22 protein-coding genes are annotated in these 22,856 nt (G+C 74.7%); 10 read left to right on the top strand and 12 right to left on the bottom strand.

Going from position 1 to position 22,856, the window contains the following annotated elements:
- Nucleotides 1-52 precede the first annotated feature (52 nt).
- Entirely contained in the window at nt 53-469 is a 417-nt protein-coding gene (locus tag E9565_RS13370) for a MarR family transcriptional regulator (RefSeq protein ID WP_236828706.1), read from the bottom strand.
- Between the two features lie 62 nt (nt 470-531).
- On the opposite strand from E9565_RS13370, the gene E9565_RS13365 reads away from it, so the two are divergent.
- Both E9565_RS13365 and E9565_RS13360 read left to right on the top strand, forming a co-directional pair.
- On the top strand, nt 532-2,394 hold the full coding sequence (locus tag E9565_RS13365) for an ABC transporter ATP-binding protein (RefSeq protein WP_308196131.1): 1,863 nt from the start codon (nt 532-534) through the stop codon (nt 2,392-2,394).
- Nucleotides 2,395-2,524: 130 nt separating this feature from the next.
- The gene (locus E9565_RS13360; protein WP_236826570.1) at nt 2,525-3,646 is read left to right on the top strand and encodes an alkene reductase; all 1,122 of its coding nucleotides are present in this window, start codon (nt 2,525-2,527) and stop codon (nt 3,644-3,646) included.
- A 39-nt stretch (nt 3,647-3,685) separates the two neighbouring features.
- Here E9565_RS13360 and E9565_RS13355 read toward each other — a convergent pair whose 3' ends face one another.
- Entirely contained in the window at nt 3,686-4,894 is a 1,209-nt protein-coding gene (locus E9565_RS13355; RefSeq protein WP_236835440.1) for a globin domain-containing protein, read from the bottom strand.
- 160 nt (nt 4,895-5,054) lie between these two features.
- On the opposite strand from E9565_RS13355, the gene E9565_RS13350 reads away from it, so the two are divergent.
- Both E9565_RS13350 and E9565_RS13345 read left to right on the top strand, forming a co-directional pair.
- Nucleotides 5,055-5,963, top strand: a complete 909-nt coding sequence (locus tag E9565_RS13350) for a GGDEF domain-containing protein (RefSeq protein ID WP_236826572.1) — start codon at nt 5,055-5,057, stop codon at nt 5,961-5,963.
- An 87-nt stretch (nt 5,964-6,050) separates the two neighbouring features.
- Nucleotides 6,051-6,674: a dihydrofolate reductase family protein gene (locus tag E9565_RS13345; protein WP_236835438.1), complete on the top strand. Its 624-nt coding sequence runs from the start codon at nt 6,051-6,053 to the stop codon at nt 6,672-6,674.
- A gap of 47 nt (nt 6,675-6,721) precedes the next feature.
- On the opposite strand, the gene E9565_RS13340 is transcribed toward E9565_RS13345, so the two are convergent.
- Complete coding sequence (locus E9565_RS13340) at nt 6,722-7,363, bottom strand: NAD(P)-dependent oxidoreductase (protein WP_236835436.1); 642 nt, start codon at nt 7,361-7,363, stop codon at nt 6,722-6,724.
- Nucleotides 7,364-7,536: 173 nt separating this feature from the next.
- On the opposite strand from E9565_RS13340, the gene E9565_RS13335 reads away from it, so the two are divergent.
- The 3 genes from E9565_RS13335 (at nt 7,537) to E9565_RS13325 (ending at nt 10,254) form a co-directional block, all read left to right on the top strand.
- A complete protein-coding gene (locus tag E9565_RS13335; protein WP_236826575.1) occupies nt 7,537-8,670 on the top strand; it encodes a serine hydrolase in 1,134 nt (377 codons plus the stop codon).
- Entirely contained in the window at nt 8,670-9,224 is a 555-nt protein-coding gene (locus E9565_RS13330) for a hypothetical protein (protein ID WP_236835434.1), read from the top strand. Before E9565_RS13335 ends, E9565_RS13330 begins: the two co-directional genes overlap by 1 nt.
- A 100-nt stretch (nt 9,225-9,324) precedes the next feature.
- Nucleotides 9,325-10,254: an SDR family NAD(P)-dependent oxidoreductase gene (locus E9565_RS13325; protein WP_236835432.1), complete on the top strand. Its 930-nt coding sequence runs from the start codon at nt 9,325-9,327 to the stop codon at nt 10,252-10,254.
- A 135-nt stretch (nt 10,255-10,389) separates the two neighbouring features.
- Here the strand turns inward: E9565_RS13325 and E9565_RS13320 are convergent, their stop codons facing one another.
- Complete coding sequence (locus E9565_RS13320; protein ID WP_236826578.1) at nt 10,390-10,857, bottom strand: helix-turn-helix domain-containing protein; 468 nt, start codon at nt 10,855-10,857, stop codon at nt 10,390-10,392.
- An 88-nt stretch (nt 10,858-10,945) separates the two neighbouring features.
- On the opposite strand from E9565_RS13320, the gene E9565_RS13315 reads away from it, so the two are divergent.
- Together E9565_RS13315 and E9565_RS13310 are read left to right on the top strand one after the other, a co-directional pair.
- The gene (locus E9565_RS13315) at nt 10,946-12,370 is read left to right on the top strand and encodes an MFS transporter (protein WP_236835430.1); all 1,425 of its coding nucleotides are present in this window, start codon (nt 10,946-10,948) and stop codon (nt 12,368-12,370) included.
- On the top strand, nt 12,367-13,119 hold the full coding sequence (locus tag E9565_RS13310) for a thioesterase family protein (RefSeq protein ID WP_236826580.1): 753 nt from the start codon (nt 12,367-12,369) through the stop codon (nt 13,117-13,119). Before E9565_RS13315 ends, E9565_RS13310 begins: the two co-directional genes overlap by 4 nt.
- 10 nt (nt 13,120-13,129) lie before the next feature.
- Here the strand turns inward: E9565_RS13310 and E9565_RS13305 are convergent, their stop codons facing one another.
- Both E9565_RS13305 and E9565_RS13300 read right to left on the bottom strand, forming a co-directional pair.
- Nucleotides 13,130-13,795, bottom strand: a complete 666-nt coding sequence (locus E9565_RS13305; protein ID WP_236826581.1) for a hypothetical protein — start codon at nt 13,793-13,795, stop codon at nt 13,130-13,132.
- Nucleotides 13,792-14,238: a MarR family winged helix-turn-helix transcriptional regulator gene (locus tag E9565_RS13300; RefSeq protein WP_236835428.1), complete on the bottom strand. Its 447-nt coding sequence runs from the start codon at nt 14,236-14,238 to the stop codon at nt 13,792-13,794. The genes E9565_RS13305 and E9565_RS13300 overlap by 4 nt, the downstream gene beginning before the upstream one ends.
- 188 nt (nt 14,239-14,426) lie before the next feature.
- Between E9565_RS13300 and E9565_RS13295 the strand changes: the two genes are divergently transcribed.
- A complete protein-coding gene (locus tag E9565_RS13295; RefSeq protein WP_236835426.1) occupies nt 14,427-16,220 on the top strand; it encodes an FAD-dependent monooxygenase in 1,794 nt (597 codons plus the stop codon).
- A gap of 24 nt (nt 16,221-16,244) precedes the next feature.
- Here the strand turns inward: E9565_RS13295 and E9565_RS13290 are convergent, their stop codons facing one another.
- From E9565_RS13290 to E9565_RS23285, 6 genes are all read right to left on the bottom strand, one after another.
- Nucleotides 16,245-16,691 carry a hypothetical protein gene (locus E9565_RS13290; RefSeq protein ID WP_236835424.1) on the bottom strand — a complete coding sequence of 149 codons (447 nt, stop codon included), beginning with the start codon at nt 16,689-16,691 and terminating at the stop codon, nt 16,245-16,247.
- Between the two features lie 179 nt (nt 16,692-16,870).
- Nucleotides 16,871-17,701 (bottom strand): SDR family oxidoreductase, encoded by an 831-nt coding sequence (locus tag E9565_RS13285; protein WP_236835423.1) that lies wholly within the window; start codon nt 17,699-17,701, stop codon nt 16,871-16,873.
- A 255-nt stretch (nt 17,702-17,956) separates the two neighbouring features.
- Complete coding sequence (locus E9565_RS13280) at nt 17,957-18,631, bottom strand: CoxG family protein (RefSeq protein ID WP_236826586.1); 675 nt, start codon at nt 18,629-18,631, stop codon at nt 17,957-17,959.
- Entirely contained in the window at nt 18,628-21,051 is a 2,424-nt protein-coding gene (gene cutA, locus E9565_RS13275; protein ID WP_236835421.1) for an aerobic carbon-monoxide dehydrogenase large subunit, read from the bottom strand. Before cutA ends, E9565_RS13280 begins: the two co-directional genes overlap by 4 nt.
- A gap of 103 nt (nt 21,052-21,154) precedes the next feature.
- Nucleotides 21,155-21,670 (bottom strand): (2Fe-2S)-binding protein, encoded by a 516-nt coding sequence (locus E9565_RS13270; protein ID WP_236835419.1) that lies wholly within the window; start codon nt 21,668-21,670, stop codon nt 21,155-21,157.
- 91 nt (nt 21,671-21,761) lie between these two features.
- Nucleotides 21,762-22,637: a xanthine dehydrogenase family protein subunit M gene (locus tag E9565_RS23285; RefSeq protein WP_236835417.1), complete on the bottom strand. Its 876-nt coding sequence runs from the start codon at nt 22,635-22,637 to the stop codon at nt 21,762-21,764.
- Between the last annotated feature and the right edge of the window lie 219 nt (nt 22,638-22,856).

Raw genomic sequence — 22,856 nt, 5'->3', positions numbered from 1 at the left:
CCGTGCGCCTCCCGGGGCGGCGGGAGGCCCCGTGAGGTGCGTAGTCGTGGGCTCAGTCGGCCAGGGTGCGGAGGATCCGGGCCAGCGCGGCGCGGTCCTCGGGCCCCAGGCGGGCGAAGAGCTCCGCGGAGTCGGCGTCGCGCGCCCGGCCGATCTCGCCCCGCACCCGGCGGCCCTCGTCCGTCGGCCGCAGCAGCACCGCCCGGCGGTCGGCGGGGTCGGGCGTCCGCGCGACCAGCCCGCGATCCTGCAGCCCGTCGGCCACCTCGGTCGCCGACCGGGGGGCGATGTGCAGCGCCTCCGCCAGGTCGCTGAGCCGGACGCCCTCGCGCTCGCAGACCACCCGCAGCGCCCGGGCCTGGTGGGGGGAGAGGTCCCAGGGTGCCAGGGCGTCGCGCCACCGGCGGCGCTGCGTGCGGGCCACCCGCATGAGCAGGTCGCCCAGCTCGCCGGTCCGGTCCTCCGTCACGGGGGAATGGTAGCGACGGTGCTCCGGTTACCGGACAGTGAGGTAACCTCAGCAACCTGGAGGTGGACGGGATCAGCGAGAGCATGACCGGCGGCGGGGGCCGTGGGGGCGGCGGTGGCGGGAACTCCGGCCGCCGGCCCGACCCCGCCGACCTCGCCCAGCTGGAGCGTTCCCCGGTGCGCTGGGGTCGCGTGGCCGCCCTGTTCCGCCCCTACCGCGGGCAGCTCGCCGTCGTGGTGGGACTCATCGTGGCGTCCTCCGCGGTCGCGCTCGCCACCCCGTTCCTCATCCGCCTGGTCATCGACGAGGCGATCCCCCGGCAGGACGTGCCGCTGCTGCTGTGGGCGGTCGGCGGAATGCTGGCCGTCACCGTCGTCACGGCCGTGTTCGGCGTCGTCCAGACCTGGCTGTCCACCACCGTCGGGCAGCGGGTCATGCACGGCCTGCGGACGGCGGTCTTCACCCACCTGCAGCGCCAGCCGCTGGGCTTCTTCACCCGCACCAGGGGCGGCGAGGTGCAGTCGCGGCTGATGAACGACATCGGCGGCATGCAGTCGGTGGTCACCTCGACCGCCACGTCCTTCGCGGCCAACGCCACCACGGTCGTCGGCACGGTGGTCGCCATGGTGGTGCTCAGCTGGCGGCTGTCGCTGCTCTCGCTGGTCGTGCTGCCGCCGGCGGTCTGGCTGACCCGGCGGGTCGCCCGCATGCGCCGCACGATCACCGCCCAGCGGCAGCGGCACCTCGCCGACCTGCACTCCCAGGTCGAGGAGGGGCTCAGCGTCAGCGGCGTGCTGCTGGGCAAGACCCTCGGCGCGGGGCCCGCGCAGTCGCAGCGCTTCGCCGGCACGTCGGAGTTCCTGGTGGACCTCGAGGTGCGCTCGCAGCTCGCCGGCCGCTGGCGGATGGCCACGATGAGCGTCGTCTTCGCCGGTATCCCGGCGCTGATCTACCTCGCCGCAGGGCTGCCGGCGACGTCGGGCGGGATGACCATCGGCACGCTGGTCGCCTTCACCACCCTGCAGGGCGCGCTCTTCCGCCCGCTCATGCAGCTGCTGGACATCGGCGTCTCGCTCACCGCCTCCATGGCGCTGTTCAGCCGGGTGTTCGAGTACCTGGACCTGCCCGTCGACATCGACGACCCCGCCTCCCCCGTGCCGCTGGACCCGGCCGGGGTGCGTGGTGAGGTCCGCTTCGAGCACGTCGGCTTCCGGTACCCCGACGGCGTCCGCCCGGCGCTCGACGACGTCGACCTCACCGTGCCCGCCGGCTCCACCCTGGCGCTGGTGGGCGAGACGGGCTCGGGCAAGAGCACGCTCGCCTCGCTGGTCGCCCGCCTCGACGATCCCACGACCGGCCGGGTGGTGATCGACGGCGTCGACGTCCGCGACCTGCGGCTGGCCGACCTCGCCCAGGTCGTGGGCGTCGTCTCCCAGGAGACCTACCTGCTGCACGGGACGGTGCGGGAGAACCTGCTGCACGCCCGGCCCGGCGCCACCGACGCCGAGCTGGTCGACGCCGCCCGCCGGGCCCAGGTGCACCACGTCATCGCGGCGCTGCCCGACGGCTACGACACGGTGGTGGGGGCACGCGGGCACCGCTTCTCGGGCGGGGAGAAGCAGCGCCTGGCGATCGCCCGCACGCTGCTGCGCGACCCGCGGGTGCTGGTGCTCGACGAGGCGACCAGCGCCCTGGACAACGAGACCGAGCGGGCGGTGCAGGCGGCGCTGGACGAGGCGGCCCGCGGCCGCACGACGATCACCATCGCGCACCGGCTCTCCACCGTCCGCGACGCGGACCGCATCGTCGTCCTCGACGCCGGCCGGGTCGTCGAGCAGGGCACGCACGAGGAGCTCCTGGTGCTCGGCGGCCGGTACGCCCGGCTGGCCGGCCTCGCGCAGCGGGACGCCGCCCTCGCCGGCTGACGCAGGACCCCGTCGCCCCCAGCACTCGCTCCGCTCGCGCCGGTTCCCTGCGACGGGGTCGTTCCAGCACGTCACCTGCTCGCGGCGGGACCCTGCAGCGGGGCCTTTCCGGTCGTGACGCTCGCCGCACGTGGAATCCCCCGCGCGCGCCCGGCGGTTGCGCCCTGTCATGGACCTGTTCTCCCCCGTGCGGCTCGGTGACCTCGAGCTCGCCAACCGCGTCGTCATGGCCCCGCTCACCCGCATGCGCTCCGGGCGGGCCGCCGTCCCCCGCGACGTCGTCGTCGAGCACTACGAGCAGCGCGCCGGCGTGGGCCTGATCATCACCGAGGGGACGTTCCCGAACGAGGAGTCGCGGGCCTTCGCCGGCCAGCCGGGCATCGTCACCGACGAGCAGGCCGCCGGCTGGCGGCGGGTCGCCGACGCCGTCCACGCCCGCGGCGGCCGCATCGTCCTGCAGGTCATGCACGGCGGGCGGGTCTCCCACCCCGAGCTGACCGGCACGCGCGTCGTCGGGCCGAGCGCGATCGCCATCGACGGCGAGGTGCACGTCGGCGGTGGGGTCAAGAAGCCCTTCCCGGTGCCGCACGCGCTGACCACCGAGGAGGTCCGCGCCACGGTCGCCGACTTCGTCGCCGCCTCGCGCCGCGCCGTCGACGCCGGCCTGGACGGCGTGGAGCTGCACGGCGCCAACGGCTACCTGCTGCACGAGTTCCTGTCGCCGGCGTCCAACCGGCGCGAGGACGCATACGGCGGCAGCCCGGAGAACCGGGCCCGGTTCGTGCTGGAGGTCGCCGGCGCCGTCGCCGCGGAGATCGGCGCCGGGCGGGTGGGCCTGCGCATCTCGCCGGAGCACAACATCCAGGGCGCCCTGGAGACCGACCGCGCCGACGTGCTGGCCACCTACGGCGCGCTGGTCGACGGGCTGCGCCCGCTGGGCCTGGCCTACCTCAGCGTGCTGCACGTCGAGCCCGCCGGTGACCTGGTGCAGGAGCTGCGCCGCCGCTTCGGCGGGCCGCTGATCGCCAACAGCGGCTTCGGGACGGTCACCACCCGCGCGGAGGCGGTGCAGCTGATCGAGGATGCGCACGCCGAGGCCGTCGCCGTCGGCCGGCCCGTGCTGGCCAACCCGGACCTGGTCGAGCGGTGGGCCGGCGAGCACCCGGAGAACGAGCCCGACCCGCGCACCTTCTACACCTCCGGCCCGGAGGGCTACACCGACTACCCGACGCTGGCCACCGCGGGGCGCTGAGCGGCAGGGGCCGGGCGGTCCGCCGCCCGGCCCTCCTGCTCAGTCCAGGTCCGCCTGCCAGAGGTCGGGGCCGAACACCTCGTACTGGATGTCCTTCGGCGGGATGCCGCGGTCCATGAGCCGGCTGCGCAGCGCCTGCATGAACGGCAGCGGCCCGCAGAGGTAGTACAGCGCGCCCGCCGGCAGCTCCACCTCGTCGAGGTCCACCTGGCCCTCGTGCACGCCGTCGACCGGCAGCGAGCACTCGCCACCGCGCTCGAACCAGACGTCGATCCGCCCGTTGGGCAGCGTGCGGATGTCGTCGAGCACCTGGCGGCGCAACGCCCAGGAGGGCTCGTCCAGCGCCGCGTGCCACAGCCGGATGTCCAGGTGCGAGCCGGCGTTCACCAGGTGTGAGAGCATCCCGGCCATCGGGGTGATGCCGATGCCGGCGCTGGCGAAGACGACCGGCCGGCCGGAGTCGTCGAGGACGACGTCGCCGAAGGGCAGGGACATCTCGATCCGGTCGCCCACCTGGACCCGGTCGTGCAGCAGGTTGGACACCTCGCCGTCGGGCTTGCCGCCGCCGTGCACCCGCTTGATCGCGAACTGGCGGTGCTCGCCGTCGTCGGCGGCGGTGAGGCTGTACTGCCGGGGTTGGCGGACGCCGTCGGGCATCACCGGGCGCACGGTCACGTACTGGCCGGGCAGCGACGTCTTCACCAGCCGGTCGTCGACCCGCTTGACCTTGACGGTGAGGACGTCCTCGGTCTCCCGGATCCTGTCGGTGACCTCCCACTCCCGCCAGACGGTCTCGGGCCGGACGCCGCGGGCGCTGTAGAGGCCGCGCTCCTGGTTGATCAGGGCGTTGGCCATCAGCCAGTACACCTCGTCCCAGGCGGCGGCCACCTCCGGCGTGACCGCGTCGCCCAGGACGTCGGCGATCGCCCAGAACAGGTTGTCGTGGACGACCTGGTACTGCGCCGGCGTGATGCCCAGCGAGGCGTGCTTGTGCGCGATCCGGCTCATCAGGTGCTCGGGCAGCTGGTCGGGGTGGTCGACCAGCGCGCTGGCGAAGACCGCCACGGAACCGGCGAGCGCCACCTGCTGGGTGCCCTCGGCCTGGTTGCCCCGGTTGAACGTGCCGTCGAGCAGTTCGGGGTGCTCGCCGAACAGGTGCGCGTAGAACCGCCGCGCGATCTCCTGGATGTTCTCGGCGACGACCGGCAGCGTGGCCTGGATGACGGGTGCGGACCTCTCGGAGAGCATGTCGCTTCCTTCCCCCTCGGTTCTCGGACCACCGCCACGTTAGGCAACCCGGGGTGCCTGGGCAGTCCGGAGCGGTCGCCGCGGAGGGGCTCCCGCCGTAGGGTCACCGCCCCGGGCGCGGGAACAGGTCCGTCCGACGAGCAGCGGGGGTGGGAACGCGATGCCTGCGCAGGAAGGCGCGGGGGCGTGCGGTGACGCAGCCGCGGGGCTCCCGGACGGCCACCTGGCGTGCGCCTTCGTGCAGGCGGTCGACGCACTGCTGTGCATCATCGACGCCGAGGGCAGGATCGTGCTCGCCAACCCTGCGCTGCAGCGCTTCACCGGCCTCGACCGGGACGACCTGCTCGGCCGGCGGTTCGTCGACGTCTGGGTCATCCCGGGCGACGTCCCCTATGCCGAGGACGCCGTACGGCTGGCGATCGCCACCGGGACGGCCCACCCGCTGGAGGCCGACTGGATCGACGGGCGCGGCCAGCTGCGGCGGATCACGCTGCGCAACACCGTCCTGCGGGACGAGGCCGGCCGGCCGTACGCGATCGCCTGCGTCGGGCTCGACGTCACCGAGGAGCGGGCCCGGGAGGCGTGGCTGCACGAGCAGACCCGCACCGATCCGCTCACCCGGATCGCCAACCGGGGGGCGCTGTTCGACGTGCTCGGGCTCCGCCTGGAGATGACCGGGTGCGGGCTGCTGTTCTGCGACCTCGACGAGTTCAAGCAGGTCAACGACCGGTACGGGCACGGGGTGGGTGACCGCCTGCTCGCCGAGGTGGCGACCCGCCTCGTCGAGGTCGCCGGCGCGGAGAACCTGGTGACGCGCTTCGGCGGGGACGAGTTCGTGATCGTCTGCCCCGCCGGGAACGAAGCCGAGCTGGTCGACCTCTCGCGCCGCGTCGTCACCCGGATGAGCCTGCCCTTCCCCGGGCCCGACGGGCCGCTGTCGATCGGGGTGAGCGTCGGGGTGGCCGTCGGGCGCCCCGGGGAGCCGGCGGACGACGTCATCGCCCGCGCCGACCGCGCGATGTACGGCGCGAAGAGCAACCAGCGCCGGCGGGCGCGCCGCCTGCCCTGATCCGCGGTGCCCGCCCGGGTCCGCGATGAGTTACGGCGCCGCCGGTCGTCTACCCGGCGACCCACCCGTTCCAGCAAGGAGCACCCCATGCGTCCGCTCGTCGTCACCACGTTCCTGACCCTCGACGGGGTCATGCAGGCACCCGGCGGCCCGAGGGAGGACACCACCGGCGGCTTCCGCTGGGGCGGCTGGCTCGTGCCGCACTTCGACGAGGCCATGGGGGCCCGGATGGAGGGGTGGTTCGCCCCCGCCGGGGACTTCCTCCTGGGCCGCGGCACCTACGAGATCTTCGCCGCCCACTGGCCGAAGGTGCCGACCGACGGCGACCCCGTCGGCACGGCGCTCAACACGCTGACCAAGCACGTGGCCTCGCGGACGCTCTCCGCACCGCTGGAGTGGGACACCGCGCGGCTGCTCGAGGGCGACGTCCCCGCTGCGGTGCGGCGGCTCAAGGCCACGGACGGCGGCGAGCTGCAGGTGCACGGCTCGGCCGGGCTGGTGCACACGCTGCTGCGCGAGGACCTCGTCGACGAGCTGCGGCTGATCACCTTCCCGGTCGTCGTGGGCGCGGGCAAGCGGCTGTTCCCCGACGACGCGGCGGCGCGGTCGTGGCGGCTGACCTCCTCGGAGGTGACCTCGACCGGGGCGGTCATGGCGGCCTACCAGCGGGTCGGTGAGCTGCAGACCGGGGACCTGACGCTGCCGGGGTGAGCCGAGGGCGGCGGGTTCCACGTGGAACCCGCCGCCCGGGCCCGGGATCAGTAGGCGACGGTGAAGTGGGCCCGCCGGTGCGCCGGCTGCTCGATCTCGTCGACCAGTGCGCGCGCGAAGTCGGCGCCGCTGATGTACGAGCCGCCCTCGTCGTCGGTCAGCAGCACCTCGCCCCCGACCCGGTAGGTGCCCCGGGGCTCGCCGGGGGCGTAGGCGCCGAAGCCGGCGGGCGGGCTGACGTAGAACCAGTCGAGGCTCTCCGTCCCCCGCAGCTCGGCCAGCGCGCCGGCCATCTCGACGCTCTCCGGGCGGTACTCGGCCGGGAAGTCGGGGGTGTCGTACACCAGCGGGCCGTCCGCGCTGACGCGGAGCGACCCGGTGCCCCCGACCACGCCCAGCCGGACGCCGGCCCGCTCGGCCTCGGCGGCCAGCGCGGCGATGCCCCCGCGCACCTCGCCGGCCATGTCGCCGCGCGGCGCCACGGCGACCACCACGACGTCGGCCGCCTCGAGGGCCGCGGCGCGGGTGGCCGGGTCGAGCAGGGAGCCCTGCTCGTAGCGCACGCCGTCGGTCCGCTGCTCGGGGAGCGACCGGCTCCAGGACGTCACCTGGTGCCCCCGGCGGGCCGCCTCGGCGACCAGGTGGCCGCCCGCGTAGCCCGTGCCGCCGAACACGCCCATCCGTGCCATGTCGTCTCCTCCGCTCGACCTTGCCGTCGCGCGGAGGAACCCGCTGCGGTGGTTGAGCATTCCACCACCGCGCCACCGGCGGGCATCGGTGGCGCACCACGGCCGCGCCGGGGAGTGTGGTCATGATCGGTTGAGGGCGCGACGACGAGGTCGCGGGCGAGCGAGGAGGTCCCATGGCGGAGGTCCACGGCAGGTGCGACGAGCGGTTCGCGGGGGTGCGCGAGGCGCTGGCGCAGCAGCTGGACGGCGAGGAGCTCGGCGCATCGGTCGCCGTGGACCTCGGCGGCGAGACCGTCGTCGACCTCTGGGGCGGCTACCGCGACGAGGCGCGCACCCTGCCGTGGTCGGAGCACACGATCGTCAACGTCTGGTCGACGACGAAGTGCGTGCTGGCGCTGGCCGCCCTCGTGCTGGCCGACCGCGGCGAGCTGGACCTCGACGCGCCGGTGGGCGACTACTGGCCGGAGTTCTGCGCCAAGGGCAAGAAGGACGTCCGGGTCCGCCAGCTGCTCTCGCACACCTCCGGTGTCTCGGGCTGGGAGCAGCCCTTCTCCATCCGCGACATGTACGACTGGCCGTCGGCCACCGAGCGGCTGGCCCGGCAGCGGCCCTGGTGGGAGCCGGGGACGGCGTCGGGCTACCACGCGAACAATCAGGGGCACCTGGTCGGCGAGGTGATCAGGCGGATCACCGGCACGACGTTCAAGAAGTTCGTCGCCGACCGGATCGCCGACCCGCTGGGCGCGGACTTCCAGATCGGGGCCCGCGAGTCGGAGGTGTCGCGCATCGCGCCGGTGGTGCCCCCGCCGCCCCCGGACGTCGACCCGCGCACGCTGGACCCCGAGTCGGTGTCGGTGAAGACCTTCACCGGCCCGCTGGCCTCGGCCAAGGCCGCCAACAGCCCCGAGTGGCGGGCCGCGGACCTCGGCGCCCTCAACGGGCACTCCAACGCCCGCGGCGTCATGCGGGTGCTGCGCACGCTCGCGCTGGGCGGTGAGGCCGGCGGGGTGCGGCTGCTCTCACCGGAGACCGTGGACGAGGTCTTCCAGGTGCAGGCCGACGGCGTGGACCTCGTGCTGGGCGCGCCGTTCCGGTGGGGGACGGGCTTCTGCCTCGGCTCGCCGACGGTGCCCTACGTGCCTGCGGGCCGGACCTTCTTCTGGGGCGGCTGGGGCGGCTCGCTGGCGGTGGTCGACCTCGACCGGCGGCTGACGATCACCTACATGATGAACAAGATGGGCGGCGGGCTGATCGGCTCGCCGCGCAGCGAGGCCTACGTGCGGGCCGTGTACGACGCGCTGGGCTGATGGACCTCGACGACGTCCTGCCCCGGCCGGAGCACGTCACCCGGCAGGCGCGCTGGATCCCGGCGGAGCCGGCCGCCGTCTGGGGCGCGCTGCACGAGGTGCGGCTCTCCCAGCTGCCGGTGACGCTGGTCCTGGGCGCCGCCCGGTTCCTGCCGGTGGTGCTCTCCGGCCGCGGGCTCGCGCAGCTGCACGACCGGCCGTTCCTCGACGCCCTGCCGGTGCCGCTGCTGGGCGCCGAGGCCCCGTCGGCGGTGGTCTTCGGTGGCCCGCTGCAGGCCTGGCGCCTGGACGGCGGCGAGGACGGGCCGGCTCTCGACGCGCAGGCGTTCCGCCGGTTCACCCAGCGCGGCTGGGTCAAGGCGGCGATCGACTTCCGGCTGACCCGCCGCGGCGCCGGGACCGAGCTGAGCTCGGAGACCCGCGTGGCCTCGACCGACGAGGTCACCCGGCGCCGGTTCGACCGCTACTGGCGGCTGATCCGGCCGGGCAGCTCGGCGGTCCGCTGGGAGGTGCTGACGGCGGTCGAGCTCAAGGCCACCGGCCGCCTGCCCTGATCCTCGTGCGTGTGCGCAGGCACCGGGTCCTGACGCCGCTCATCCGGCGCCGGCGCACACCGTCGGAGAGGGGGCCGGGCCGGTCGGGGAGGATCGGCCCGTGCCGTGGACCGAGGCCGACATCCCCGACCTGACCGGCCGCACCGCGGTGGTGACCGGCGCCAACGGCGGGCTGGGCCTGCAGACGTCGCTGGTACTGGCCGGCGCCGGTGCGCACGTGGTCCTCGCCGCGCGGGACCCGCGGAAGACCGACGCCGCGGTCGCGCGCATCGCCGAGCGGTACCCGGCGGCGTCGCTGGAGGTGGTGCCGCTGGACCTGGGAGACCTCTCCGTGGTGGCGACGGCGGCGCGGCAGGTGCTCGCGGCCCACCCGCGCCTCGACCTGCTCGTGAACAACGCCGGGATCATGGCGATGCCGCAGCGCAGCACCGCCGACGGGTTCGAGCTGCAGCTCGGGGTGAACCACCTCGGGCACTGGGCGCTCACCGCGCACCTGCTGCCGGCCCTGCTGGCGGCGCCGTCGGGACGGGTCGTGACGGTGACCAGCACGGCGCGCCACCGCGCCCGGCGACTGGACCCGGCCGACCCGCACCTGCGGAGCGGCTACGGGGCCTGGGCCTCCTACGCCCGGGCCAAGATGGCCAATCTCCACTTCGGGCTGGGGCTCCAGCAGCGGTTCGAGCGGGCGGGGGTCCCCACCGCCTCGCTGCTCGCGCACCCCGGGCTGACCGGCACCGACCTGCAGGCCCGGGCGGTGCGGGAGGGTGGCGCCGGGTGGGTGGGCGCGTTCTTCGAGGCGCTGACGGCGCGGTCGGGGATGACCCCGCTCGAGGGCGCCCGGCCGCAGCTGCGGGCGGCGACCGATCCCCGGGCCCGGGGCGGTGAGCTGTACGCGCCCCGGTTCGGCTCGACCGGCGCGGCGGTGCGGCGCCCGGTGCTGCGCCGGTGGGGCCTGCAGGAGCAGATCGACGTCCTGTGGGAGGTGTCGGCGCGGGAGACCGGCATCCCCCTCGAGGTGCCGCCCGCCTGACTGCTGCCCGGGCGCCCGCCGGAGTGGCGCGCTCGGCCACGACATGCGGGAAGCCGGGCTCCCGGGAGGCCGGTGAGGCCCCGTTTCCCGTAGGTCGGCCCACCCCGGGCCGGTCCGGGACGCCGACCGTGCGGGTCAGCGGGGGAGCGGGCCGTGCCCGGGTTCGCTGCCGTCGGGCACGTGCCGCTCGGTGCCCCGCCCGACCCGTTCCCCGCAGACGTCGCACACCCAGGAGGCGCTGATCCGGTGCCCGTGGTGGTGCAGCTCGACCGGGGGCGTGTCCGCGACGTGGCGGTCGCCCCACTGCATGAGCGCCTGCAGCACCGGCAGCAGGTCGCGGCCGGACCGCGTGAGGTGGTAGTCGGCGCGCGGCGGCGTGCGGCTGTACTCGCGCCGCTCGAGCACGCCGGCGTCGACGAGGGCGGCCAGCCGCGCGGCCAGCCGTTCCCGGGGGGCGCCGGTGCCGCGCAGGATCTCGCTGAACCGGTGGGCCCCCAGCGACACCTCGCGGACGATCAGCAGCGCCCACCGGTCGCCGACGACGTCGAGCGCGCCCGCGATGGAGCAGCGCCGGCCCGGGAGCTCGTCCAGTCGCGTCGTCACCCCTACAGGTTCGCATGTCGAACCGAGTCGTGTAGCGTCGCGGCCCATCCGGTTCGGAAACCGAACCATCGACGACGCAGGGGTGCCCATGAGCACGACGGCGGAGCGGCAGGCGGCGAAGGCGACCCGGCCGGGGCTGGTGCTGCTCGTGGTGTCGGCGGCGGTGTTCCTCGCCGCCCTCGACCTGTTCATCGTCAACGTGGCGTTCCCCGCGCTGAGCCGGTCGCTCGACGCCTCCACCACGGCGCTGTCCTGGGTGCTCAACGGCTACACGATCGGCTTCGCCGCGCTGCTCGCCCCGGCGGGCCGGGTCGCCGACCGCGTCGGCCGGCGGCGGGTCTTCCTCACCGGGCTGGCGACCTTCGGCACCGGCTCGCTGGGCTGCGCGCTGGCCTGGGACGTGGGCAGCCTGGTCGCCTTCCGCGTCGTCCAGTCCACCGGCGCGGCCCTGGTGACGGCGACGTCGCTGGCGCTGCTGCTGCACACCTTCCCCCCGGCCCGGCGGGCGCAGGCGATCGCGGTCTGGTCGGCCGTCGGCGGTGTCGCCGCCGCGCTGGGGCCGCCGATCGGCGGGCTGCTGGTCGAGGCGTCGTGGCGGTGGGTGTTCCTGGTCAACCTGCCGGTCGTCGTCGCCGCGCTGGTGGTGGGCCTCCGGGTGCTGCCCGAGTCGCGGGACGAGGCCGAGACCCGCCGCCCCGACGTCGTCGGCACCGCCCTGCTCGTGCTGGCCGTCGGTGCGCTGGCGTACGCGCTGGTCGACGCCCCCGAGCGGGGCTGGGGCGACGCCGTCGTCCTCGGGGCCTTCGCCGTCGCCGCCGTCGCGGGCGTGCTGGTCGTGGCCCGGGCGGCGCGGGCGCCGCGGGGCACGGTGCCCGTGCTGCCGCTGCCGCTGTTCCGCGCCCGGGCGTTCGCGCTGGCCTGCCTGTCGATCGCGGCGTTCATGGCCGCCTTCGCCGCGATGCTGCTGGGCAACGTGCTGTGGCTGACCGGCGGCTGGGGTTACACCGCCGTCGAGGCCGGCTTCGCCCTCGTGCCCGGGCCGCTGCTGGCCGCGCTCGCCGCGGTGCCGGCCGGGAGGCTGGGCGCGCGGGTGGGGTGCGGTGCGGTGGCCGCGGCCGGGACGGCGCTGTTCGCGCTCGGTGCCCTGTGGTGGCTCACCCGGGTGGGGGCGGAGCCGGGCTACCTGACCGCCTTCCTGCCCGGGCAGCTGCTCACCGGCCTGGGCGTGGGGCTCACCCTCACCAACCTGTCGGCCGCGGCCTCCTCCGCGCTGCCCCCGGGTGCCCTGGCCACCGGCACCGCCACGTTCGGGGCGTCCCGGCAGCTCGGCGCGACGCTCGGCGTGGCGCTGCTGCTGGCCGCCGTCGCCCGCAGCGGCGGGGAGCTGCCCGGCGCCGACCGGGGCTGGCTGCTCGTCGTCGTCCTCGCCGCCGTGGCCAGCGCGCTGTCGCTGGCGATCGGCCGCGCCCGGCACCCCGAGCTCACCCCCGTCACCCGAGAGGAAGTGCCGTGACCACCACGACCACCAGCGGACGCCGGCTCGCCTTCGACCCGACCTGGCGCTCGTTCACCGCGACGCAGGGTGGGCTGGTCGTCGGCCACCTGCTCGACGCCGCCGCCGCGCTGGCGGGTGCGCCCCCGCGTGCGGGCACCGCCCACCTGCTCGGCGGGGTGGCCGCCGGTGTCGAGGCGGAGGTGACCGCCGTGGCGGACCGGGCCGGCCGCACCGGCAGCGTGCGCAGCGAGCTGCGGCAGGACGGCGAGCTCCGAGCGGTGGCCCAGGTGCTCACGCTGGCCCGCCCGGTGTCCGCCGGCATGGAGCACGGGGCGCCGGACGAGCAGCCGCGGGTGGCCGACGGCGTCCCCTTCGAGCTGCCGCGCGAGTACGTGCCGGTCGCCGAGCACACCGAGATCCGGGCGCTGGGGGCATCCCGGCCGCTGGCCGGGGGGAGCGAGCCGCGGTTGCACGCCTGGGTCCGCATCCGCGGCGCGCAGCTCCCGCCGCTGGTGCAGCTCGGCGTGCTGCTGGACGCGCTGCCGCCGTCGCTGTTCGCCGTCCGCACCACCCCGGCCGCGATGCCGACCGTGGAGCTGACCGCCCACCTGGCCGGGCCGGTGCCGGCGACGGGAGCGTGGGTGCGGGTCGACCAGCGGACCGTCTGGTGCGACGACGACGTCGCCGTCGACGACGTCGAGCTGCGGGCGGAGGACGGCGCGCTGGTCGCCCGCGGCCGGCAGACCCGGCGGCTCCCCGCCGGCTGACCGGTGGTGCTCAGCGGGCGGGCGCCTGCACGTCGGCCGACGGCGGCTGGGTGAACTGGCGGACCGCCGCCAGGAACGCCGCCGGGTCGTCGGCGAACAGCCCGACCCGGCGCACCGTCGCCTCGCCCTCGGGGAGGCGGACGGCGACGGGCCGGTCCAGCTCGACCTCCACGTTGGTCCGGTCCTGCATCCACAGGTCGAGGGACCCGGCGTCCCGGTCCAGTCTGGGGGCCTTCTCCTCCCGCGTGCGCAGCCGGCGGGAGACGGCGTCGACCGCGTCCCAGGGCAGGTCGACGTCGACGTCGGCCGTGAACCGGGCGCGGATGCCATCCGGGCCGACGGCGTGCGGCCGCGTGACGTGGGCGGCGAGGAACCCGATCATCCAGGTGAGCCCCCAGATGCCGAGGACGAGCAGCGGGATGCGCACGAGCGGCCACCGGTGGACCAGCACGTCGACGACGACCAGTTCGATGGCCGACACGACGATGAAGGTGATGATCACCGGCAGCACCGACCGGTGGTAGGTGAACGCCGCTGCGCCGGCCGGGACCCGGGGGCGGCGGAAGGCCCACCGGTAGAGGCTCTGCCAGATGCCGATCTCCATCTGCACCGCGCGGGCGGCCAGGTGGCGGACGAGCTGCCCGGTGGTGCGGCGGCCGGGGTCGGGGGTGGTCACGGTCGGGCCTCCGGGTCCATCAGCTCGTGCAGGCGGGCGGCGACGGCGTCCAGGTCGGCGCGGAACCGCTCCAGCCGGGCCGGGTCGAAGCCGTCGACCAGGTGGGCGGCGATCCGGCGGTGGTCGGCGTCCATCTGCGCCGTCGTCCGGACGCCGAGGTCGGTGAGGGTGACGAGGGTGATCCGCCGGTCGGTCGGGTGCGGCTCCCGGCGGACGTAGCCGCGCTCCTCCAGGGCGTCCACGAGGCCGGTGACGTTCCGCGGGGTGACGTCGAGGGCGGTGGCGAGCGCGCGCTGGCTGGACGGGCCGCGCCGGTGGACCTCCCACAGCAGGTGGGTGCGGGCCGGGGTCAGACCGGCGGGCTCGAGCTCCCGGACCATGTCGGCCTGGACGAGCAGCGCGATCTCGAGCAGGCGGTCGAAGACGGCGACGTCGGCGGACACGACTGTGAAGGTACTACACGATTACCGTCATTCCTGGGTTTGCCGACCTGTCGAGCAGGCACGGGCATCTGGCACCGCCTCGCCCATCCCTGGTGACGTGGACCACAGTCCGGGTAGCCTGGTTGAACATTCCACTATCTCGGCCGGTCCCGTGCCAGGGCCTCGGCCGCTCCGTCGAAGGGATCCCGATGACCGCTCTCCCCACGGACGCCGCCGAGCCGGGAGTCTCCGTCACCACCGACGTCCTGGTCGTGGGATCCGGCCCCGCGGGGGCGTCGGCCGCGCTGTTCCTCGCCTCGTACGGCACGTCGACCCTGCTGATCACCAAGTACGGCCGGCTGTCGGACACCCCCAGGGCGCACATCACCAACCAGCGGACCATGGAGGCGATGCGCGACATGAGGCTCGAGGAGCGCCTCGTGCGCGAGGCGACGCCCTGGGCGTCCATGGGCAACACGACCTTCTGCACCAGCCTGGCGGGCGAGGAGCTGGGCCGGATCCCGTCCTGGGGCACCGACACCGTCCGGCACGCGGACTACGAGCTGCAGAGCCCGTGCACGATGCTGGACGCGCCGCAGACGATCACCGAGCCGATCCTGGTGCAGGCCGCCCAGGAGCGCGGTGCGCGGGTGCGGTTCGACACGGAGTACCTCGGCCACGTCCAGGACGCCGACGGCGTCACCACGACCGTGCGCGACCGGCTCACCGGCGCGGAGTTCACGGTCCGGTCGAAGTACCTCGTCGGGGCAGACGGCGCGCGCAGCAAGGTCGCCGCCGACCTCGGCCTGCCCTTCGAGGGGCCCGGCGCGGTCGCCGGGGCGCTGAGCATCGTCTTCGAGGCCGACCTGTCCCGCTTCGTCGCCCACCGCCCGTCGGTCCTCTACTGGATGCTGCAGCCCGGCGCGGAGAAGGAGGGTGTCGGGCTCGGGGTGCTCCGCATGATCAAGCCCTGGGACGAGTGGATGCTGATGTGGGGCTACGAGGTGGCGGCCGGGCCCCCGGAGCTCACCGACGACGTCGTCCGGGAGCTGGCGGTGAAGCTCGTCGGCACCGACGACTTCGAGATGCGGGTCAAGTCGCGTTCGCCGTGGACGGTCAACCACCACTTCGCGACGACGCTCGCCCGCGGGCGGGTCTTCTGCGCCGGCGACGCCGTCCACCGGCACCCGCCGACGAACGGGCTGGGCTCCAACACCTCCATCCAGGACTCCTACAACCTGGCCTGGAAGCTCGCCCACGTCGTCGCCGGTACCGCGGACCCCTCGCTGCTGGCGAGCTACGACGCCGAACGGGCGCCCGTCGCCCGGCAGATCGTCGAGCGGGCCAACCAGAGCATCGCGGACACCGGGAAGATCCTCACCGCCCTCGACCTGGAGCACACCGAGGCCGACGCGCTCGAGCGCCAGCTCGCGCTGTGGAAGTCGCCCGGGCCGGAGGGGGAGAAGATCCGGACGGCGCTGCGCGAGGCGATCGCCTACAAGGCCTACGAGTTCGACGCGCACGGCGTCGAGCACAACCAGCGGTACGCCTCCTCGGCCGTCGTCCCCGACGGGACGCCGATGCCGGAGTACCGCCGGGACCCCGAGCTCTACGCGCAGCCCACGACCTGGCCGGGCGCGAAGCTCCCGCACACCTGGGTGACCCGCGACGGCCACCGGGTCTCCACGCTCGACCTCGTCGGGCACGGGCGGTTCAGCGTCGTCACCGGCATCGGCGGCGAGGCGTGGGTGGACGCGGCGCGGTCGCTCGGCGAGGAGTGGGGCCTGGCGATCACGCCGGTGTCGATCGGTCCGGGTCTGGCGTTCGAGGACCCCTACGGGACCTGGGCCGAACTCAGGGAGATCGAGGACGGCGGCGTGCTGCTGCTGCGGCCGGACGCGTACGTCGCGGCGCGGCACGCCTCCGCGCCGTCCTCGCCGGGGCAGGCCGCCGGCTGGCTCCGGGACGCCGTCGGCGCCGTGCTCGGCCGGGCTGCGGGCTGACCTCCCCGGGCGCGCGACCCCGGCTCAGGTCTCCGGTTCACGCGGGGCCCGGGTGAGGGCGAGCACGCTGCCGGCGACGCCGATGAGCAGGAGGGCGAGCCCCACGCTGACCCAGCCGAAGGTGTCCCAGTAGACGTCCTCGAGCTGGATGAGCAGCGCCGCCTCGTCGACGACCAGCGCCAGCCCGATGCCGTAGCCCAGGCCCATCGCCGTGCGCACCCGCGGGCTCCGGTCACCCAGGCCCAGGAGACCGATGACCGCGAGCAGCAGGATGCCCCACACGTAGTGGTGGATGTGCACGCCGCCGGCCGAGACGTCGCCCAGGCCGGCGATGTCGACGTCGATGCGGATGAGCCAGGTCAGCAGGCGTAGCAGCGAGAAGGTGGCGGTGAACCCCCACCAGGCGAGGACGTAGCCGCGCCGGGTCGCGGCCACCTCGCGCAGGCGGTGGGGCCGGCGCTGCTCGGGCACACGTGCCCCTCTCGGCTCGGTCGGGATTCGGTGGCCATCCTGCCCGGATCAGCGGCGGGCGGCCGGATCGGCCGTGCGGCGCTCGCCCCGCCGAAGCCGGTCCTGCGGCCCCGGCCTCCCAGGCGCTCGGCGAGGTCCCCTGCGGACGTGCCGGCGCGGCTCGTGGGCGCCCGGTCCCGTCAGCGCTTCGTGCCGTGCGCGGCGACGGAGAGCGGCTCCCAGGCGCGCCACTCGGCCAGCCGGGACTCGTAGTCGCGGGTGGCGATCCCGAGCGGCCCGTCGCCGAAGAAGACGCGGAGCGGCGGGTGCTTCGCGTCGACCAGCTGCAGCACCGCTTCCCGGGTGGCCAGCGGGTCGCCCGGGTTGCCGGCGCGGGCCTTGCGCTGCTCGGCCGCCTTCTGCCGGAACTCGTCGTAGGCCGGGTTCGCCGTGGCGTGCCTCGCCGAGGAGCCGCCCCAGTCGGTGGAGTAGGCGCCGGGCTCGATGATGGTCACCTTGATGCCGAAGTCGGCGACCTCCGCGGCCAGCGACTGGCTGAACCCCTCCAGGGCCCACTTGGAGGCGTTGTAGATGCCGATGTTGGGGAAGGCGCTGATCCCGCCGATGCTGCTCACCTGCAGGATGTGGCCGGAGCTCTGGGCGCGCAGGTGGGGCAGCGCGGCCTGGGTGACGAACAGGGCGCCGAGGACGTTGGTGTCGAACTGGGCGCGGGCCTCGGCCTCGCTGATCTCCTCGACCATGCCGAACTGGCCGTAGCCCGCGTTGTTCACGACGACGTCGAGGCCGCCGAACCGCTCGTGGGCCCGGTCCACCGCGGCGACGACGGCGGCGCGGTCGGTCACGTCCAGCCGGATCGGCAGCGCCCGGTCGCCGAACCGCTGCACCAGGTCGTCCAGGCTCGCGGTGTCCCGGGCGGTGGCGGCGACGCGGTCACCGCGCTCGAGGGCGGCGATCGACCACTCGCGGCCGAAGCCGCGGGATGCGCCGGTGATGAACCAGGTCCTGGCCATGCGGGGTCTCCTTCGTCGGGCGTCCGCGCCCGTCAGCGTGCGTCCCCCCGTCCTGTTCCACGGCGGGCGTGCCGAAACCGGTGCGCGGAAACACGCGGAGATGCGTCCCGCGGGCACTCTCCGGCGTTCCCGCGGGAACGGCCGGGGAGTGCTGGGCCCGTCCCGCCCTGCCCGTGTGCTCCGTCGGCCGGCCGGGGCTGGACGAGCAGTCGGTCCCTGCCCACCCACGCGGGGCAGGGACCGACGGCCGCGGACTCAGCGACGGCGGCCGAGGCGGTAGCCGACCAGGATGCCGATGAGCGTCAGCGCGGCCCCGCCCAGAGCGCCCAGCGCGAGCGTCTGCACGTCGCCGGACGGCCCGGCGGGAGCGCCCGCGCGGCCGGCGAACACCTGCGGCGCGGCCTCGGCAGCCGGGGCGGCGTGCTTGCCGGCCGGCTCCGCCTCCGTCGAGCTCACGGCGGCGGCGGACGGGACCGCCACCGGCACCGCGGCTCCGGTCAGCTCGGCGTCGATCGCCTTGAAGAACTGGCCGGCCATCCGCTTGGCGACCCCGGTGATCATCCGCTGGCCCACGCCCGCCACCGGCCCGCCGATCACGGCGTCCGCGGAGTAGGTGAGGTCCGTGGCGCCGTCCTCGGCCGGCGCCAGGGTGATCGTCACCGTCGCCCGCGCGTTCCCCGGCGCACCCGCGCCCGACGCGTGCATGACGTAGGACTTCGGGTGCTCCTTGTCCGACAGGCGCACCTCGCCGGCGTACGTCCCCTTGATCGCGCCGACGCCGACGGAGACGTTCATCTTGTACTCGTCGTCGCCGACCTGCTGCAGCGACTCGCAGCCGGGGATCGTCCGCGCGAGCACCGCCGGGTCGGTGATCACGGCCCAGACCTTCTCGGGGTCGCCGTGCAGCACCGCAGAGCCGTCGAGCTTCACGCCATCACTCCAGTCCCCGCCCGGCGCCCGGCCGTCGCGGTCATCTCCGAATCAGGGGAACGCACCAGGTCGTACAGCTCGGTGGGCGAGATCGGCATGGCGGCGATCCGCCGCCCCACCGCGTCCTCGATCGCCGAGGCCAGCGCCGCCGTCCCCGGGATGACGCCGGCCTCGCCGGCGCCCTTGATGCCCAGCGGGTTCAGCGGCGAGGGCGTCTGCTGGTGGTCGATGTCGATGTCGGGCACCTCGGAGGCGTACGGCATCAGGAAGTCCATGAACGAGGCGTTCTGCAGCTGCCCGTCGGCGTCGTAGGCCATCCGCTCGTACAGCGCCCCGCCCACGCCCTGGGCGACCCCGCCGTGCACCTGGCCCTCGACGATCATCGGGTTCACGACGTTGCCGCAGTCGTGCACCACCGCGTACTTCACGACGTCGATCTCCCACGTCGCCGGGTCGATCTCCACGATCGCCGCGTGCGCGCCCGAGGCGAACGTCGAGCGGATCGGTGAGTAGTAGTCGCGGTGCTCGAGCCCGGGGGCGTCGCCCTCGGCCACCGGCGGCTTGTCGTCGTCGCCGGCCTTCGCGAACTGCGTCGCCTGCTTGGCGGCCTCGTCGAACGCGTACCGCAGCGGGTTGGACAGCACGGCGACGGTGCGCAGCGGGATCGACGTCCCCGGGACGCCCTTGACCTGCACCAGGCCCGCGTCGATCTCCAGGTCCTCCGGGGAGGCCTCCAGCACGTCCGCGGCGATCCGCAGCGCCTTCTCCCGCACACCCCGGGCGGCCAGCGCGATCGCGTTGCCGCTCATCACCGCGGCCCTCGAGGCGAACGTGCCGACGGCGTAGCCGAAGCGGCGGGTGTCGCCGGTGGTCACCTCGACGTCCTCGATCGGCACCCCGAGCTCCGAGGCGACGATCTGGGCGAACGCCGTCTCGTGGCCCTGCCCCTGCGAGGTCAGGCCGGTCGACACGAGCACCTTGCCGCTGCCGAGCACCTGCACGTGCCCGCCCTCGTAGGGCCCGGGCCCGGTGCCCTCCACGTACATCGCCATGCCGACGCCGAGCAGCCTGCCGCGCGCCTCGGCCTCCTCGCGGAGCCGCTCGGCCTCGGACCAGCCGACCAGGTCCTTGAGCTTGTCCAGGAGGCCCGGGTAGTCCCCCGAGTCGTAGATGACCGGCCGGCCGTCCTGGAACGTCAGGTGGTGGTCGTAGGGGAACTGGTCGGGCTGGATCAGGTTCCGCGCGCGGACCACGGAGCGGTCCAGGCCCAGCTCGTCGGCGATGCGGTCCATCGTCCGCTCCATCGCGTAGCAGCCCTGCGGCCGCCCGGCGCCGCGGTACGGCGTCACGATCACGGTGTTGGTGAACACCGACTCGACGACCACCCGGTACACCGGGATCGCGTACGGCCCGACCAGCTGGGTCGCCGTCACGATCGGCACGATGATCCCGTAGGGGGTGTAGGCGCCGTTGTCGTGCCAGATGTGCACGTCCAGGGCGGTGATCCGGCCGTCGTCGTCGTACCCGACGGTGATCTCCTGCCGCTGCTGGCGCTCGTGCGCCGAGCCGATGAAGTGCTCGCGCCGGTCCTCGGTCCACTTGACCTCGTGCCGGAGGTTGATCGCGGCCATCGGCACCAGCAGCTCCTCGGGCCACGGGTGCACGATCTTCACGCCGAAGCCGCCGCCGACGTCCGGCGCGATGACCTCGACCGCGTCCAGGCTCAGCTCCAGCTTCGCCGCGATCGCCGCGCGCACCGACGTCGACGCCTGGGTGCTCGTGTAGACCCGCAGCGAGCTGTCGTCGGGGTCCCACTTGGCGTGCACGCCCTTGCCCTCCATCGGCATGCAGGCGCTGCGCTCGATGTACTGGGTGAAGCTCAGGGTCCGCGGGGAGCTCGCCAGCACGGGCTCGACGTCGCCGGTCTCCTGGTGGTGCCGGGCCGCGACGTTGTCGGGGATCTCCTCGTGCACGGCGTGCGCGGCCTCGCGGGCGGCGTCCACGCCGACGACGACGGGGAGCTCCTCGTAGGTGACCACGATGCGGTCGCAGGCGTCCTCGGCGACGTACCGGTCGGTGGCGACCACCATGACCACCGGCTCGCCGACGTGGTTGACCTCGCCGTTGGCCAGCGGGAACCCGGTGCGCGGCGCGTGCAGCTGCGGGTGCGGGATGAGCACCGGCAGCGGCTCGGCCATCGGGCCGGTGAGGTCCTCGTAGGTGTAGATCGCCACCAGGCCCTCGACGTCGAGCGCCTCGTCCACGTCGATCGAGACGATCCGTGCGTGGGCGTGCGGCGAGCGGACGAACGCCGCGGCCAGCGCCTTCGACCCGATGTCGTCCAGGTAGCGGCCCCGGCCGGTGATCAGCCGCTGGTCCTCCCGCCGGCGGACCGGCTCACCGAACAGCTTCGTCGTCACCGCAGACCCCCCTCCCGTGCGTTTTGTGCACATAACGCCGCTCGCGCGACGCGCGGCGGGCGGCAGAACGCGGCGTTATGTGCACAAAACGCCGTCGGACCCATCAGGCGCCGTCCTTCATCGCGGCCGCCGCGTGGTGCACGGCCTTCTTGATGTTGGCGTAGCCGGTGCACCGGCAGAGGTTGCCGCCGACCATGTCGTCGACCTCCTCCTCGGTCAGCTCGGCCGAGTTGTCGCGGCCCTCGAGCCCGGCCGCGATCGTCATGAGGAAGCCCGGCGTGCAGAAGCCGCACTGCAGGGCGTGGCACTCGCGGAACGCCTCCTGCACCGGGTGCAGCACCTGCCCGCCCTGGTGGTCCTCGCGCGCCAGGCCCTCGACGGTGCGCACCTCGGCGCCATCCACCTGCACGGCCAGCATCAGGCACGAGCGCACCGGGGCGCCGTCCACGACCACCGTGCAGGCGCCGCAGACGCCGTGCTCGCAGCCGACGTGGGTGCCGGTGAGCCCCAGGTCGTGGCGCAGCGCGTCGGAGAGCAGCCGGCGCACCGGCACCGTGGCTTCACGTGGAACACCGTTCACGGTGACCGTGATGGTGCGCTCGCTGTCGATGCTCGTCATGCGGCCCTCCCCATGTCGTCGGCTCGGATTCGCTCCGCTCCTCGCTCGCTGTCCCCCGCAGGCGGGAGGTGCCCCCAGCTCGCTGCGATGCTCACTCGCGCGCCGCTCTCGCGCCGGCCTCGGCGGCGGCGTCCGCCAGCGTCCGCTCGGTCAGCACCCCCACCAGCAGCCGCCGGTAGTCGGCGCTGGCGTGGATGTCGGTGTCCGGGTCGACCAGGGTGCGCGCGAGCGCCCCGGCGGCGGCCCAGTCGGCCTTCTCCGCCGGCGAGCCGGCGACGGCCTCGGTCAGGTCGTGCACCTCGGGGGTCAGCCCCACCGAGACGTAGGAGGCCAGCACCCGCTCGACCCGGCGGTCCTCGGACAGGGTGACGACGACGCCGGCGCCGCAGACCGCGTAGTCGCCCTTGCGCCGGGCGACCTCGGCGAACGCGGTGCCCGACCGCGGCGGCAGGGCCGGGAACGTGGCGGCGGTGACAACCGCGCCCGCGGGGATCGACGTCTCCAGGGGGCCGACGAAGAAGTCCCGCCAGCCGACGACCTCGCTGCCGGCCGTCGTCGCCACGGTGACCGATCCGTCGGTGAGCGCGAGCACCGAGGTCATCTCGCCCGAGGGGTCGGCGTGCGCGATCGAACCGACGGTGGTGCCGCGGTTGCGGATCGCCGGGTGGGCGACGTTCGCCGTCGCCCGGCCCAGCAGCGGCTGCACCGCGGCCGCGCCCTCGTGCCGGAGCAGCGCGTCGTGCCGGACCAGCGCGCCCACCGTCACGGCGTCGTCGGTCACCTCGACGGCGTCCAGGTCGGGGATGCGGTTGATGTCGACCAGCGTGGCGGGTGCGGCCAGGCGCATGGACAGCAGGGGCAGCAGCGACTGGCCGCCTGCGAGCACCTTGGCGCCCTCGTCGGACAGGACCGCCAGCGCTTCTCCCAGGGTGCTGGGATCGGCGTAGCGGAAGGGGGCGGGCTTCACCGGCTCCGGTCACCTCCGTGCTCGCTGCGAGAGGTCACTCTGTCACCGGCGGGAGGGTCGGCGAAAGTACCTCAGCGCTAAAACTTCGTTGCGGGATTGCGGACCTCATCGGTTCCGCCGGACGGCGGCCCCGAGCGCGGGCCACCCCGGGACGCACGCCGCCCCCGGTGCCCGGACGCTGCGGTCCGGGTGCCGGGGGCGGCGTGCGTCCCGGGGTGG

Origin of the sequence: Blastococcus sp. KM273129, from assembly GCF_021698995.1 — a bacterium.
Classification (GTDB): Bacteria; Actinomycetota; Actinomycetes; order Mycobacteriales; family Geodermatophilaceae; genus Blastococcus.
The sequence above is the reverse complement of the archived record's forward strand: the minus strand, read 5'-3'. Positions and strand labels throughout refer to the sequence as shown.